General features: G+C 39.1%; 11 protein-coding genes. 5 read left to right on the forward strand and 6 right to left on the reverse strand.

The window, feature by feature from the left end:
• Positions 1-177: 177 nt before the first annotated feature.
• Positions 178-1,476 (reverse strand): tyrosine-type recombinase/integrase, encoded by a 1,299-nt coding sequence (locus IPJ16_00420; protein ID MBK7625663.1) that lies wholly within the window; start codon positions 1,474-1,476, stop codon positions 178-180.
• A gap of 547 nt (positions 1,477-2,023) precedes the next feature.
• Between IPJ16_00420 and IPJ16_00425 the strand changes: the two genes are divergently transcribed.
• The 3 genes from IPJ16_00425 to IPJ16_00435 all read left to right on the forward strand — a co-directional run bounded on the left by IPJ16_00425 (position 2,024) and on the right by IPJ16_00435 (position 5,967).
• Positions 2,024-3,589, forward strand: a complete 1,566-nt coding sequence (locus IPJ16_00425) for a Gfo/Idh/MocA family oxidoreductase (protein ID MBK7625664.1) — start codon at positions 2,024-2,026, stop codon at positions 3,587-3,589.
• A gap of 50 nt (positions 3,590-3,639) precedes the next feature.
• Positions 3,640-4,752, forward strand: a complete 1,113-nt coding sequence (locus tag IPJ16_00430; protein ID MBK7625665.1) for an SPFH domain-containing protein — start codon at positions 3,640-3,642, stop codon at positions 4,750-4,752.
• Positions 4,753-4,872: 120 nt separating this feature from the next.
• Positions 4,873-5,967, forward strand: a complete 1,095-nt coding sequence (locus IPJ16_00435; GenBank protein ID MBK7625666.1) for a hypothetical protein — start codon at positions 4,873-4,875, stop codon at positions 5,965-5,967.
• Here IPJ16_00435 and IPJ16_00440 read toward each other — a convergent pair.
• From IPJ16_00440 to IPJ16_00450, 3 genes are all read right to left on the reverse strand, one after another.
• Positions 5,942-7,771: a hypothetical protein gene (locus IPJ16_00440; GenBank protein ID MBK7625667.1), complete on the reverse strand. Its 1,830-nt coding sequence runs from the start codon at positions 7,769-7,771 to the stop codon at positions 5,942-5,944. The two genes, IPJ16_00435 and IPJ16_00440, sit on opposite strands and share 26 nt — an antisense overlap.
• 1 nt (position 7,772) lies before the next feature.
• Positions 7,773-8,996, reverse strand: coding sequence for a DUF4249 domain-containing protein (locus IPJ16_00445; GenBank protein MBK7625668.1), 1,224 nt, complete (start codon positions 8,994-8,996; stop codon positions 7,773-7,775).
• Positions 8,997-9,131: 135 nt separating this feature from the next.
• Positions 9,132-10,355: a DUF4249 domain-containing protein gene (locus tag IPJ16_00450; GenBank protein MBK7625669.1), complete on the reverse strand. Its 1,224-nt coding sequence runs from the start codon at positions 10,353-10,355 to the stop codon at positions 9,132-9,134.
• A 163-nt stretch (positions 10,356-10,518) separates the two neighbouring features.
• Between IPJ16_00450 and IPJ16_00455 the strand changes: the two genes are divergently transcribed.
• Together IPJ16_00455 and IPJ16_00460 are read left to right on the forward strand one after the other, a co-directional pair.
• On the forward strand, positions 10,519-11,328 hold the full coding sequence (locus IPJ16_00455; protein ID MBK7625670.1) for a hypothetical protein: 810 nt from the start codon (positions 10,519-10,521) through the stop codon (positions 11,326-11,328).
• A gap of 5 nt (positions 11,329-11,333) precedes the next feature.
• Positions 11,334-14,114, forward strand: coding sequence for a TonB-dependent receptor (locus tag IPJ16_00460; protein MBK7625671.1), 2,781 nt, complete (start codon positions 11,334-11,336; stop codon positions 14,112-14,114).
• A gap of 3 nt (positions 14,115-14,117) precedes the next feature.
• On the opposite strand, the gene IPJ16_00465 is transcribed toward IPJ16_00460, so the two are convergent.
• Both IPJ16_00465 and IPJ16_00470 read right to left on the reverse strand, forming a co-directional pair.
• Entirely contained in the window at positions 14,118-14,609 is a 492-nt protein-coding gene (locus tag IPJ16_00465; GenBank protein MBK7625672.1) for a GNAT family N-acetyltransferase, read from the reverse strand.
• A gap of 23 nt (positions 14,610-14,632) precedes the next feature.
• The gene (locus IPJ16_00470) at positions 14,633-16,921 is read right to left on the reverse strand and encodes a carbohydrate binding family 9 domain-containing protein (protein MBK7625673.1); all 2,289 of its coding nucleotides are present in this window, start codon (positions 16,919-16,921) and stop codon (positions 14,633-14,635) included.
• Positions 16,922-16,932: the final 11 nt, after the last annotated feature.

Consider the following 16,932-nt stretch of genomic DNA (forward strand, 5'->3'; position numbering starts at 1 on the left):
ATTTGTTCTTGAAAGGGCGTTGCTTCTTGCCATTACTTATTACTGTATGATAAACCTTAATAATTGGGGTTTATAGTCTATTAAAAAGTAATGCTAACTTTTGAACCAAATATAAATCTACAAACATTATTGATTCAGATTTTGACCTAGCTTGTGAGAAAAAAAAACAGCAGAACTTTAATTTTGAGAAATAAGCTCTTTTGGTATATGGTTTAAACTCAAAACATTCCAGGTATTGTCCATTACCTGGCTTTTGAATGCATCTGTAATCTTTAAGTATTTTCTAAGATCCTTTTCTTTTTTAGGAGCTCCCATATCCTGTAATGCTTTTATGTTTACTCCTAACATTATGCTATTTGTAATAAAGGTTTTTCTTGCCGTGTGGAAGGTTATTGCTTCATGTAGAGGAAGTGACTCTTCCGTGGTTTCACTACCTATCACAGTTTTTTTTATCACCCGCACATTAAAGCCGGTATTTGGCAATTGCTTTTGTGCTATGGCTTTACAGCATTCCTTTATGTAATCATTGATTTTTTGGATCGACATTCTTGGTAATGGATTTTCATCTTCTTCATATTTCTTAAGGATTTTGAGAGCAAAGTCGTTCAAAGGTATCATTTTAACATACCCAGTTTTGACTTGTGTTTTAGTTAACATCTTATTATTAATATGCTCACGCTTTAATGAAACCACATCACTGTAACGAAGCCCTGTAAAGGAAGCAAAGCAATATAGATCACGAACTTTTTGTAATCGGCTTATTTCAAATTTATAATCCATTAACACCATTAAATCATCCATACTTAGAAAAACAACCTCTTTTTCAGCTTCTTCAGATTTTAGTTTAGGATAAATATTATCGTGATAATAATTCCGGTCTTCAGACCAATGAAGAAATGTCGATAGGACTCTTGTAATCTTTGCATAATAACTAAGTTGTTTCTTCTCAGTTAAATATGTGTATTTCTTAAGTTTATCAATAAACTTTACATCCATATTCTCCCAAGTTAAAGTATAATTTGTACCATCTTGGAATCTTATCAGGAAGTTTTTAATAGTTGTATATCCTTTTATGGTATTTTTAGCTTTATCCGATTTGTTTGATTCGATAAAATCGTCAAAAACATCCATTACTGAAGTAGATTTAAGGACAGTAGATACCTCAGGAATATTCAGAAGATTTGTCAACTCAAAATCTGATGGCTTCCTTCTTTCTTTTGTAACCTTATTAAACAGTATTCTGGCCTGTGATTCAACTTCATCAATAAATGAATTCATTCTTGAGTTTTCATCATACTCTTTTGAAGTTACTGAAGAAAGCTTTAATCTCTGGTTTTTTTTATTCCAGTCACGGACTCGTACTTTTCCCAACTTCATTCTATAGGGTTTATAATCGCTGGTTATTTGAGCCAGGAGAGAAACCTTACCTTGTTTATCGAGCTTTTCTGATTTAAGATAAAATACTATTTGTGCCATATTTGAGTGTTTTATACCTCTTTACATAAACTAAAAGTAGGTGCTAATTAGGTGCTAATAATTACTCAAATGTAATAAAGTGAAATCTAATAAACAAACAAATATCTTTAATATGCTGTATATCTGATATATTAGTATAATGAAGTCAAATGAGATAAAATAGGTTCAAGTCCGGCTCCGGGTACTGAAAACAGAGTGAGAGTGAGAGTGAGAGCGAGTCAGCTCGAACTCGAGCTCTCTCTCTGTTTTCCTCGCTCCCGCTCCCACACTCACACTTTGCCCAAGTAAATGAGCGAGCACTCTTATCTCTATTCTCTCAATTTGTGAATGTTCCTGCTGATTTTAAATAGTCCCCCGGAGTCATTACAGAGAGGATTGAGTTTTTATAGTCTTTGGTATTTCTGGCATTAGTCTTTGCTACTCAGCCGGCATTAAAACAATCATCTTATTTCCTGTATATTAAATAATCTTTGTATATTTAAATGCAGGAACTTCATTTACCTAATCAACCGGGAGGACTTAAATCATGGAAAAACAAATCAAACGCATGTTAACCAGAAGAAAATTTGTTGGTACTGCGGCAGCAGTTACCGCTTTCACTATTGTCCCTAAGAATGTACTGGGGAAGCAATTCGGTTCTGTAGCTCCAAATGACAAGATCAGACTTGCTCATATCGGATGCGGTATGCAGGGTCACGCTGAGCTTGGACCTCTTATCAATTGCCCCGATCTGCAGATTGTTGCAGTATGCGACCCTGAAACAGACGGAAGGAATTATCTGAACTTCGGAAACGGGACCAGTGTACCAACTGGAACCCTGAATACAATCAGGAACCTGGTGAGTAATCCAAAATGGAGGGATGGTATTAATTATGTCCCGGGCGGACGTATGGTAATGAAAGAGGTTATCGAAACCTTTTATGCCAATCAGAGAGCTGCCGATAAGTTCCCGTCAGTAAAAGCTTACAACGACTTCAGGGAACTGCTCGAAAAAGAAGATATAGATGCAGTGAAGATAATGACACCTGATCACCTGCATGCCACAATTGCCATAGCAGCAATGAAAAAAGGCAAACATGTAATTACTCATAAGCCTCTGGCAAACAGGATGTATGAATCTGACCTGGTTATAAAAACTGCAAAAGAGACTGGCGTAGCTACCTACTTCATGCCCTTCAACAGCTACCAGTCAAGTGAACAGATTAAAAAAATGGTTGCAGATGGCGCCATTGGCACATTAAAAGAAGTTCATGAATGGTCCGCAAGACCAATGTGGACACAAAATATTGAAATGCCGAAGAATTTGCCTCCTGTACCGGCTGGTTTTGACTGGCAGATGTGGCTGGGCCCGGTTCCTGACCGTCCTTATAGCCCTGACTACACTCATACACTATTCAGAGGATGGTATGATTTCGGCGGAGGATCATTTGCTGATATGGGTCACTATACTATGTGGACAGTCTGCGATGCCTGGGACCTTGATGTTCCTGCATGGGCTGAAGGATTTGGCAGCAAGGGTTGCAGAACACAGAACTTCGCTACAGGTGCTTTTCCAAATGACTTTTCATTTCCTCTTGCCGAAACGATTCGCGTACATTATAATGCAAAAGGATCAAGAGGACCAATTGATGTATACTGGTATGACGGAGGTATGAGACCACCGGCAATTCCTGAGCTGGAGGAAGATAAAAAACTGATGGGGAATTCCGGAATTTTGTACATAGGCGACAAAGGCAAGATCCTTGATGGGAGGTTATTACCTGAAAGTAAAATGAAAACCTATATGGGTGAAAACTACACTCCGCCTGCAGCACGAGGGATGGGACAACGTCCACCACAGGCAGCTGCCGGTCAGGCAGCACCTACGGCACCAAGGATCGGGGCTTTACCACCGAAGTTTGAGGAATGGATTGCAGCCTGCAGGGGCGGGTCGAAAAATACTCCGGGAAATTTTGCTTCAGCAGAAGCGCTTTCCACAATGATAAACCTTGGTATAGTTTCAGTTCGTGCCGGAACAAGAGTTGAATTTGATCCGGTTACCAGGAAGATAACTAATAATGAAGCTGCTAACAAACTCCTTGTCAGGGAATACAGAAAGGGGTGGGAGCTGTAATATTTATACTTAAATTCTTATTCTGAATAATAATTTTTAAAGGAGATTTTATGGGACTATTTAATAAGATCCGCGGGGAATTTATCGACATTATCCAATGGCTCGACCCTACAAATAACACAATGGTTCATCGTTTTGAGAGATTTCAGAACGAAATAAAAACAGGAGCTAAACTGACAGTCAGGGAATCGCAGGTCGCAGTTTTTATAAACGAAGGTCAGCTTGCTGATATATTCACTCCGGGCCTATATACGCTTAACACCCAAAACCTTCCGATACTTACCACTCTGAAGGGATGGAAATATGGCTTTAACAGCCCGTTCGTGGCAGAGGTATATTTCGTAAATACTAAACAGTTTACAGATCTGTTATGGGGTACACCTAACCCGGTAATGCTGAGAGATCCGGAGTTTGGTCCAATCAGAATCAGAGCCAATGGAAACTATGCCATGAAGATCTCCGATCCCGGTCTCTTCATTAAAACAATTGCAGGTACCGATGGCAACTTCACTACAGAGAGCATTTCCAACCAATTGAGGAATGTTGCTGTTACAAGATTCACAGATGCCATTGGTGAAAGCAAGATCCCGGTTCTTGATATGGCATCAAATTTTGATGAGATCTCAAAATTCTGCGAAAACAAAATGAAACCGGAATTCCTCGAATATGGTATTGATCTGTTAAAATTCCTTGTTGCCAGTATAACACTTCCTGAAAACGTTGAAGCCGCACTCGATAAGCGTTCAAGCATGGGCATTATCGGTGATATGAGCAAGTTTACTCAATTCCAGGTAGCAGAGTCGATGGAAGCAGCAGCGAAAAACCCTGCTGGCGGTGGTGCCGCTGCTGGAATGGGCATGGGAATGGGTTTTGGCATGGCCAACGCTATGATGGGTCAGATGGGCTCAATGGGACCCGGTCAGTCGCAGCAACAGGCAGGTCCACCTCCGGTGCCAGGCGCTGTAACTTATTTTGTTGCGGTGAACGGACAACAGTCAGGACCTTACGATCTGAACGCTCTTAAACAGATGGCTGCCCAGGGACAGATAACAAAAGAAACGCTTGTATGGAAACAGGGAATGGGTCAATGGTCTGCCGCTGGAACACAGGCTGATTTAACAGATATTTTCGGGGCTGTACCTCCGCCACTTCCTCCAAAATAATAACTAAAATAATTCCAACCCCTTCCCTTATTGTTTAAGGGAAGGGGCTTAACTATTAATATACAACGCCTTACGCATCATTGGTAGTATATGTCAAAAGAATATATAACAGCTGACACCATCCAGAAAGAGACGGTCTGCAAAGGTTGTTCAGGCAAACTTCAGTTTGCCCCGGGAACAAATCATCTTAAATGTCCGGCATGCGGAACAGAGAATGAAATAGAGGTTTCGACACAGGTATTAGAAGAACTCGATTTTGAGCAGTTTCTCAGCAATTTTGAGAAAGAATCAGCTGTTCAGGAAGTTGTTACAATTAAGTGTAATGGCTGCGGAGCACAAACAACATTCAATCCAAATGTAGTTTCCGATTCCTGTCCTTGCTGCGGGTCCCCTCTTGTAATAAAAAATGCTACTTCCACTCACTCTATTCAGCCAAAGGCACTATTACCGTTTTCGATAACTCAGGAGAGGGCTTTTGAACAGTTCCGTCTCTGGATAAATAAGCTATGGTTCGCCCCGAACAAACTGAAGCAATATGCCAGACAGCTTGATAAGCTGACCGGCCTGTACATACCATACTGGACATATGATTCAAATACCAGTTCAGATTATACCGGAGAAAGGGGAGATAATTATCAAACCACAGAGACCGGACCAGTAATGGAAAAGGGGAAAATGGTAGTCAAGACCCGTACAGTGACAAAAATAAGATGGAGCAGTGTAAGCGGGCATGTGGACAATGTATTTGACGATGTGCTGGTTGTAGCGAGCAAATCACTTCCAAGGGAGTATGTGGAAAAACTTGAACCATGGGAACTTGAAGACCTGTTACCTTTTAGCGAAAGTTATCTGAGCGGATTTAAAACCGAGAGTTACCAGGTTGACCTTAAAGAGGGATTTGATGATGCCAAAATTAAGATGGATGAAAGGATAAGAGCTTCTGTCTGCAGAGATATCGGAGGTGACCACCAGAGGATCCATTCACTAAACACTGTTTATAACAACATCACATTCAAGCATATTCTCCTTCCAATCTGGATAAGTGCTTATATGTATAAAGATAAAGTATACAGGTTTCTTATTAATGGTAAAACCGGTGAAGTGCAGGGTGAAAGACCCTATAGCTGGGTTAAGATAGCTCTTGTATCAGTACTGGCAGCAGTAATTATCTTTATAATATATACCCTTGTTAATAAGGAACCTGCTTCACTTTAAGGGAGGCAGTTGAAAAACCTGATTTACCATCGGCTGAGATCCCTCTGACAACGATAGTGTAGTCTGTAGTCTCGTCAGACGTGTAAAATTCAACAAAAGTTTTGCCATCCTTATCTGTAGATTTATCCGAACTCCAATAAAGAGTGTTTCGGTAATCAGGGATTCTGCCCGATTTTAATGAATCTGTAGAATATTCCGGAGAGTAAAACTCTTCTTTCGGCAAGCAGCCTTCATATACCTGTCTGAATATTGTGTTATCAAAATCCATGGCGCTCAAATTACCTTTTTTGGTAACGAAACTTAAGATCCCGTCAAATATATACTCTGAAAAGAAATATCTCTTGTTCAGGACATCCGCTCTTTCTATCTCCTTTGAATTGATTACAAGTACTTTCTCAAAATCATACATTGGGACACCATCAACCAGCACCAGGGGTTTATTTTCGAACGGCAAACTTTGTAACTTATTGATCAGTTTAAGTTCAAGCTTGCCATTCTGCTTTAAGGTATAAACATTTGGAATGATCTCTTTAACAACTTCTCTTATTGTAGAAAGTTCAATATAGTCAGCCATAAGAATTGTGTTCTCCGGTTTTCCATAGAAATCAGGAATTGCTTTCTTCGGAGTGGCTGGCATTTTCTGCCTGAAAGGTTCGTAAAGATTATTTATCTGCATACTTATAACAGCATTGTTTATTTTATCAATACTGGTACTGTCGATTCTGAATAATGACGGCTGATAGTTACTGAAATTGCTGTTGAATGGCTGTCTTATATCTATGTAGTACCCGGTAATATCCGGATTAATTGGCTGAATAACTATCTCATTTGTACCAGGTTCCCTGACAACAAAATAGAATTCACCTAAGTTATTTGTACTTGAGAACTGGCAACGGGCAATCTTACCAACATATGAGAGAGATATACCGCTGTTCCTGAGAGGTTCCCCTGTCTCTTTAAGTCTTATTATACCATAAATGAGATGACCTTCAAGCTCAGGAAGATATTTCGGATCTTTACTTTCCGGAACCATTGAAGTTGATGACTGCAAATTGTCCAACCCTGATTTCTGCATCTCCTCAGAATTAACAATACCGGTTTTTGCAACCGATACTGACAGATCAGATTCTATTGGGTTACCCGAAACGTCAGTTGCAGCAATCACAAGTTTTACTTTTTCGCGTGTGGAATATTCTGACTTGTCCGGAGTTATTTTAAAAAGAATCTCCCCGGCATCTTCTGATCCGGGTTTAACGATAGTATTTCCTTTCCCGGAAACTTCTTTAACAGGACCATTTAGTGATGAAGGTGATTGAAGAGCCAGGCTCTCAAAACTGCCAAATGGATTTACAACAGAAATGGTTTTATGACAAAATTGATCCGCAGGCCAGTTCTGCATCCAGTTTGAATATGCCCTGATAACATAGTTACCTGATAACAGGTTTTCCGGTATGCTGAAAACTGAAGATCCGGAATGATTCTCAACTCTTACTTTTAATTGTCTCAGTGGGAAGTTATTCCTGTCAAGGAATTCTACATAAACAACCTTACTGTTGTCCGACGGAGTATTGGTGAGACTATTTAAAGTTGTGACCTTAAGCCATACTTTCTCTCCGGTTATATATAAACTGCGATCGGTATTTAATATTAGCCTCTCTTTATATGTCACCCCCTGGTTTTCAATAATAACCTGGGAAAATAATTTTTGATTAAATAAAGCGGCAACAATCACTACAGCACTGAAAAACAATACATCTTTTCTGATATACGTTTTAAATTCATCAAACAGAGTCAGGTTTTGCATTTCAGTTAAAATCTATCCAGAAATCTGGTTTTGTTATAGTTCCTGTAAATTCACAATTAGCACATTCCGGTTTGGCAAAAACCATTTTGTCAAGTACTTCTGTCCCGGCTTTGAAGAATGGTTCAACAAAATAATAGCCTGATGTTGAATACATTTCATACAGATCATCCCAGGTTAGCGGGGGAGAATAAAGAGATCTCGGATAATCCTTTGGCGCCATCTCTACCCGCTTACACGGATTTCTGTAGATTGGGAAATTCATACCGGAAAGGTCACTGAAAGTAATAAATTTTCTTTTTTCTTTCACAGCTGAAACCTGAAAATATCCCAACACACGCTCATCCGGATCGTTGACATTATGTATATTACTGATAACCGGGAAAGGCTGAATGGAGTAAATACTTCCTCCTTTCTCATTAATCTGTTTCATATTATACCAGAAGTCATACTCCTTTTCAGATATTGAGTACTGCTTCATGAGAACACTGTACTGAATAAGTAACCGGTCAGATTTCTTAGGATCGATAAATGAAATGTTCTGCCCCTCCACCCTGTCAGACTTGCCTTCAAAAGTTGAATAAATAAGAATTTCCTGTGATTTTCTCATCTTGTAGCAATACTCCTTTACATCAGCAACAGGGACAAAGATGGTTTCATTTACGTAATCATATTTTTTCGGGGAAGGAACTTTAAATTTCCATGTCTCTTCATAATCCCAACGGTAGTACTTATTAATGCCTCCCCTTGAATCGAGGAATATTCTCAAACCCTCATTCATTACAGTACCGTTACTACCTAATTCCTGATCACGCGCGTAATAAATATTGTCAATATCAGAAACTGCCTCCATTTTATATGGTTCTGACTCATAAAAGTTTCCCTCTGCCGTCTGAATGTGTAAAACATATGTATTCCCGATCATACCCCGGAACTCAGTACTGTCAGTCTTATAAAGTCCATTCCCGAAATTAGTGAGATAGAAGTTTTTCGCACTTTCGTCAGAAATATAAATGACTGCATCTGAAATGACTTCCGGGACAGTATCCTGATCCTGAACTGATCGTGATAACTTTACAGTGTATGAAGAGTTGTCATCAGTAATCAATCCTTCAACTACGAGGATCGATTCATAGCCCTTCAATTCCGGCACATAAGGGTCAACACATCCCGAAAATGAGATAGCCAAAAGAAGACCGATAAAAATTCCTGTTAAAAATTTAAACATTAATCTGTGAATCTATCCCGGTAAAAATTAAACTGAGATTATTTACCGGCTAGCAAAAATAATACTAATTATATACCTAACTCATATCAGCCAAAAAGAATCTCGAATTGTAAAGTAATAAAGTCAAAAAATCTATTAGAAACTGTCCTTCCAGAAATCGGGCTTAATTGTTGTTCCTGTAACAGAGCAATCAGAACACTCAATTTTTGTGAACACCAGCCGGTCCAGTTTCAGAGTACCCTGGATATATTTCGGTTCCACAAATGTGTATCCGGAAGTTGTATACATATAGTGAATATCGTCCCATGTTAGTGGTGGATTAAACTTAACCCAGGGAAGAATATCAGGCGAATCCTCAATTCTGATGCATGGGTAATGATAATATGGCATTTCAAGACCAACAATATCTCTGAATGGGATTTCTTTTCTTCTCATCCTAACAGCAGAAACCTGAAAATAACCTACTACCTTATTTTCGGAATTATTCACATCATGAATATTGCTTGAAACAGAATAGGGCTGCGCAGCAAAAATATCTCCTCCAATTACATCAACTTTTGATAAATTATACCAGAAATCATACTCTTCTCGTGAAATGGAGTATTGCCTGACAAGAATACTGTAATGAATTAGTAATCTGTCGGATTTGTCAGAAGGAATAAACGTAATCGGCATTTTCTGAATGGTTTTAGTATCACTAGGATAGGTCCTGTTAATAAGAATTTCAGCCGATTTTCTGCTCTTCCAGCAATATTCCCTTACATCAGGATTCATATAGATATGGTGCTCATCTACATATATACTTCTTGAAGGAGTAGGCACTTTAAATTTCCATGTTTCGTCAAACGCCCAGCGGTAATATCTCGAATCATCTCCTTCCTTCGATCTCAGATATATCTGAATGCCAATATCCGACTCTGTACCGTTATTCGTCAACACCTCATCCTTCTCGAAAAAAATAGTGTCAATGTCAGGTACATCAAACATCATGCATGGATCTGATTTATACTCTACACCTTCACTTGTTGTTATATGAAGAGTATAAGTCCGTCCGACAGTTCCCTTAAACCTGGTGACATCAGATTGGTAAAATCCATCTCCTTTACTTTCAAAGTTGAATATGTTGCCAATATCATCAGAAACGGAAACAGAAGCATCAGAAACCATAACTGGTTCCCCGTCTTCCTTCATTGATCTGGAAAGTTTTACTGAATAAGAAGAGTTCTCGTCAGTGATGAGACCATCCACCACAAGAAGTGATTCGTATCCCTCAATATTTGGAATATATGGCTCTATACATGTAGTAAGCAAGAATATTATAATCAGGACAATAATAGACCCTGAACCTGGTTTTGACATACACTTTTACTGAATTGAATGCATTCGGGATAGATAGATGATGAAACCTGTGTAAAAATAATATTTATAATATGTCCCCCGAAAAGAATTTTACAATTTATCGAATAAAAAAAAATAATAGTCAAAATGCAGATCAGACAATAAAAATTTGTTATTTCGGGTAATGAAAATCCGGTCTGTCTATACTATGGCGGCAATTGCTCCGCTTTTCCTTTTTCTGGTTACAAATCCCCTTAAGGGTCAAAATGGTAACCTGTTAAATAACAGATCTTTAAGCACTTCAAATAGCAAATTACAATCTATATCTGATCAGCAGGAGGAAGATATTAAAAAATTGTATTCATCGAAAGTTGAAACGCCAAAAGAGTTTTTGAACGGGAAGGAATATGAATCGTACTATTCAAGGGTAAAAGCAAAACCACTTTTGTTCTATGAAAAGAAACGAACTGCCAGCATCATAACAAAAACAAGGAAGTATGAAAATCTTACGCTCCAGTATGATACTTACCTTGATGAAGTGGTATATTCCGATACAAGCAGAACCTTAAACTTCAGATTCCCGCAGATAGCACTTAATAAAGATAATGTTGATGAATTCTATTTGTATTTTGAAGATGATGTTATACACTTTATAAACTACCGGGAACCTGAGGCTTCCTTAATAAATCTGAAAGAAGGCTTTTATGAACTGGTTTTTGAGGGTGGATTTAAGTTTGTAATTAAACACGAATCAAAAGAATATCTCAGAGAGGGCAGGAATAATTACTTATACAGCCCAGTGTATTTCATTAACACCGGAGAAAAATTCCTGACCTTTAACAACAGGAAATCATTCCTCAGGCTCTTCGGTAATAAATCTGAGGATGTTAAACGATTTATCAAATCATCCGGAATTAAAATCGGAAAAGCTGATAAATTTCAGATTGTTAGCATATTAAAATATTACGATTCTTTGATTGTTTCCGGAAAATGAACTGAATGAAGAAACTTATCTGCATATTTTTCACTGCTTTCATAATACTTGATGCAGCCGCACAGGAGAAAGGAGTTACTCTACAGCTTCAACAGATCCTTTTTAAAAATTTTGCCGACACTCTGGAAAAAACAATTCCGGTAAAACTTTTCTACACTGATAACTGGGTAGATAGTCTTTTTCTCGATGTGTCAACTGAAAATGAGTCTCTTAACAACCTTCTCAATAAATCGCTGGTCAGAAATGGTCTCTCTTTTATAATTACAGATGATAATAAGGTCATTCTTTCAAAAGGCTATAATATAAAAACCAATTTCAGGAAAGAGTACCTCGAATATCTGAAAAAAAATCAGGCAATAAAGGATACAACAAGTTATGCACGTGTGACAAAAAAATCTGAAGGTGTTCAGGCTAATGATGAATACATGGTATTTAAAATCGGCAACCCTTCAGGATCTGCAAATAATGAGATTGTTACTCTTTCAGGGACAATAACAAATCCTGATGACTCTGAACCGCTTGTTGGTGTTGTTGTATACATCGAGAAACTAAAAGCCGGTGCTGTAACAAACAATGTCGGTTATTATTCGATAGATATGCCAAAAGGCCAGTATCAGATAGAATACAGGATGGTGGGAATGCGGCAAACCGTCAGGAACATCATCATTTATTCTGACGGGATACTAAATGTGGAGATGTCAGAAAGGACCAATCAGCTTAATGAAGTCATAGTATCAGCAAACAGGGAAAATGCTGTGAGGAATGTAAGGATGGGAGTTGAAAAGATAAATGTCAAAATGCTGAAACAAATCCCTATGGGCCTAGGTGAAGTGGATCTTTTTAAGAGTTCCCTGCTCCTTCCCGGCGTAACCTCAGTGGGTGAGGCATCGGGAGGTTATAATATCAGGGGAGGAAGCGCTGATCAGAATCTTATCCTGCTCGACAATGCCCCGATAATTAATCCATCCCATTTCTTCGGATTCTTCTCGTCCTTCAACTCCGATATGATAGAGGATGTTACACTTTATAAAAGCGGTATTCCTGCAAAATTCGGGGGAAGGGTTTCATCAGTTATGGACATCGTACTCAAAAAAGGAAGTTACGAAAAATTCAACCTGAGCGGGGGGATTAGTCCGGTTACAGGAAGAATCATGGTCGAAACTCCGATAGTAAAAAACAAAAGTTCTATCATACTAAGCTCAAGAACAACATATTCTGACTGGATGCTCGGACTCCTTAACGATCTCCAGCTCCAGAAAAGCAAGGCAAGCTTCAGCGATTTTCAGGGACTTCTGACAATTGATCCTAATGATAAGAATTCCATTTCTCTTTCGGGCTATTTAAGCAATGACTATTTTGACTATTACAAGGAGAGTGCAATTAATTACAGGAATCTTGCCTCAACTCTGAAATGGCGGCATGTTTTTAATCCACTTTTATCAGCTCAATTCTCTGCTATAGTAAGTAATTATGATTATGAAGACAATTCCAATCAGGATTCAACAACATATTTTTCTTTAAAATATAAGCTTTACCAGCAAATATTCCGTGCAGATTTCACCTATCGTCCATTTGATAAACACAAGGTCGAATTTGGACTTGATGCAATAAATTATTCACTCTTACCGGGCATCCAGAATCCGGTAGGTGAGTATTCCAGGATTGAAGCTAAAACACTTGAAAAAGAGAGAGCAATTGAACCTTCTCTCTATATAAGCGATGAGGTTGAAATTTCTCCTTTGCTTCTTGTCTCAGGAGGATTAAGACTTACCGGGTTTACTGCATTCGGGCCTAAAACTCAACTGCTATACAACGAGAACAGACCAAGGTCAATCGAAAACATTACTGATACAATTTCTTATGACGGAGGAGAAATTTTAAAGATGTATCCCGGGATTGAATACAGATTATCAGCAAGATATGTTCTTACACCCGACTTGTCTGTAAAAGCAGGAATTCAAAGGAATTACCAGTACCTGCATATGATTTCAAACACAACATCAATGACCCCGACTGATATCTGGAAACTGAGCGATAATTTCATAAAGCCACAGAGAGGTGTTCAGTATTCAGTTGGCATATACAGGAATATAAACAGCAAGGCACTTGAAACCTCTCTTGAGGTTTACTATAAAACAATTAAAAACGTCCTTGACTATAAAGGAGGAGCGGAATTGCTTATGAACGATCATCTCGAAACTGATATCATAAACGGTAATGGGAAAGCCTATGGTATTGAAATGATGGTGAAGAAGCAGATGGGAATGCTTACAGGCTGGGTTAGTTATACCTATTCAAGAACACTATTAAAGGTTGATGGAAAATTTGAAGAAGAGAGAGTGAACGGTGGTAAATACTTCCCGGCGAATTATGATAAGCCTCATGATCTTAAATTCGTTGCAAATGCGAAACTATTAAGAAGACTTAATTTCACAACCAACTTTGTTTACAATACAGGAAGACCAATCACATACCCTGTTGCATATTATAATTTTCTTAATGTTAACAGGGTATTTTATTCTGACAGAAATGAATTTCGTATTCCTCATTACCTGAGGCTCGACCTGGCAGCTACTGTAAACGGGAACCTGAAAGCGCATAAGCTGAACCATTCCTCACTTACTTTTACTTTATACAATGCTCTGGGAAGAAGGAATCCCTATTCAATATTCTTCAAGGTAGAGGATGGAGTTGTGAAAGGATATCAGATGTCAATCTTCGGTCAGCCTATTTTTATGATTACTTATAATTTCAGAATACTGGGTAACGCCTCCACCGACTTCTGATCCTCAAAGATCTTTTGTCATCCATATATCACATCCAAAATGGCCTGAGTTCCCAAGAGGAGCTTTCAGCATCTTAAATCCGGCTCTTTCGTACAAACTGATAGCTTTGCCGAGTTCAGGCAGTGACTCAAGATACATGTGCCTGTAATTCATTCTCTTTGCCGACTCAAAAGTCTTCTCCATAAGCTGCCACCCAATTCCTTTGCCTCTGTGAGATGCGGCGAGATAAAACTTTACAAGTTCAGCATAACCATCCGGCAGATTCGGTGTCGGAAATACTCCGCATCCTCCGATAATTATGTTATTTTCTTCAGCAATCCAGTATTCAGATCCTGGTGTCCTGAAAAGCTTATAAAGATCATCTGTTGTAGGATCAAAATAGACAGTCCCCGGCCGGGCTATATTAAACTCCCTGAAGACTTTACGGATCAATCCCGCAATTTCTTCATTGTCTTTTTCTTCAATGAGCCGGAAGATTATATTATTATTTCCCATATTACAGATCTCAGTAACTTATGCTATAAACTGAACGTGTATGTATATTTCAATAATAAGGATCTGGCACTATAAAGTGGCAGAGTAGGTATTTCCCTGGTAAGATTCGTATTTCTCCCTTCATTGAATACAAGAAAGAAATCATTCCCTTCCTTTGGATTATACCTTATGCGCAGATTGGTAAGAACGCCCTTAAGGGCTGTATTGTACTGTATATATGCACTTAATGAAAAGCGGGTGTCAAGCATATACATAGTTTTTATTCCAAGGATATGATTTGTAATATGAAGATCTCTTCCGCTAAAGTCAAGTTTGTCGAAATTATAAATCGCTCCAAGCTCAAAATGTCTTGAAATATTCCATGTAGGCTGCATGTTTACAGATAATCTCGTACCGCCATAAAACTGGCCACCCATAATGGTTGTCATAATGAAGAATGGCTGAGTCATCGGAGTTGTCAGTCTTCCTTCAAAAGAAAGGAAATTATAAGTGCCGGGCAAGATAGAAAGCTCATCTTCAAGTAATTCGAGACTGTCCCTGACTACCTCGGTATTATGCATAAAGTTTGCTGAACCTTCCCACTGGTTTTTGGTCTGAAATGTCCAGCCCAATGTATGGGTCATTGACATCAGCGACCTGTCATCAATATATGTCATGTACAGTATTCTGTATTCAGGTGAATGGCTGTATAGTTTTGCCTTTTCCTCCGGAAGCCACCCCCATTTAATTCCGCCCCTGACTGATGCGAAATCATTCATCATTTCAAATCCGATTCCCGGATTATAGTGTAATCCTGACTGTGAGTATCCGATGTTATATCCGAGTCCCTTGCTCGAACGCCTTTCCCATCTTGCCATAATACGAGACGGATCTGAAAATGATGCGTTCTTAACATCATTCTCAAAGGTCTGACTCCATTTAAGATCGAGGTAGTCATTGCCAAAAAGTCTAAATATCCCATCGAGACCATAACCCAGATTATATGTCCCATCAGCGCCAAGCCGGCTTGTCATCATAGCCCCGATATATGTATTCTCATTTATTACCTGCCGGCGAAATCTAAGTACCCCGAAGTTTTCAGAAGGAAGTATATCTTCATAAATACCGGCTTCGTTTTTTAGTTTCAGCGACGCCGTCTGCATATCCAGAACACCCAGATCCCACTTCCCCACACGTCCAGTCATTCTTGCACCGCCATAGATCCGTATCGGATCACCGTCATCACTAAGCCCAATTCTTCGGCTGTAAAAAAGATTACTGTTCCCCCCTAGTGCAAAATCGAATACACTTGACCTTTCAAGGAAGAATGTGCGCTTCTCAGGAAGATAAAGCGAAAACCTGGTAAGGTTAGTCTGCTGATCATCTGACTCAACCTGAGCAAAATCAGTGTTTACAGTAAGATCCATAGTCAGGTTGTTTGTGATGCCATACTTCACATCCAGACCGGCCTCAAGTGCTGGTTTCGTAGATTTCAAATACTCGGTTCCTGCTATGTTTATTTCATTTGTTTTCTGGAGTCCGGTCAGCAGGTAAGGTGCAATATAAATTGGTTTTGCAGACTTAACTCCTCTGAGAACAACCTCCTGTGCCTGTGATGGTTTCATTGCTGATGTCTGGCCCCAGTCGGGAGGAATAGCGGGGAAAAGGTCGGTTTCATTTTTTGCCGGGATCCATCTCTGAACTATCAGTCCCATCCTGACTTCTCCATTTGTTTCCTGAAACCTAAGGCTTGAAAAAGGGATTCTGATCTCAAGAGTCCATCCGTTATTATCCTTATTGGTACGAACGTCCCAAAATGTGTTCCAGCTGATATTCATTGGCAACTGATCCGGCATCCCCACGACAGCATCTTTCAGAATAGTCGCATCCCATCTTAATCCATCGGGTGAAGTAAAAAAGGCTAGTCCGTTCTCCTTGTCATTATATGTATCAAGTATTATCCCGAACCAGTCGCCGCCCATTCCCATGTAGTCTCTTTTGAGACTCGCCGATCTGAGATCAGACGGATCCTCAAAGAATAGTCTTGAAGAAAAGTAAAGGTACTTATCATCGTAAGCTATACGCGTATCTGTCTTCTCAGAAGGATCTTTTCCATAAACGGGTGAATGCATTGTAAAAGATATTGGCTGAATTTTTTCCCATGCCTCTTCGTCAGGGATACCATCAAAAGTTACAGGCAGATCAAGCCTCTCAATCACCAATGCATTCTTGAGATCCGACGCGGGTTTCGGTGGCTGGGAATTGACAATTCTCGTTGTTAATCCCAGCATAAGGAGGATCAGAAAAATATTTAAGTTGTTTCTCTTTTTCATTAAGTTAATCA

This window comes from Bacteroidales bacterium, from assembly GCA_016709865.1.
Classification (GTDB): domain Bacteria; phylum Bacteroidota; class Bacteroidia; order Bacteroidales; family VadinHA17; genus LD21.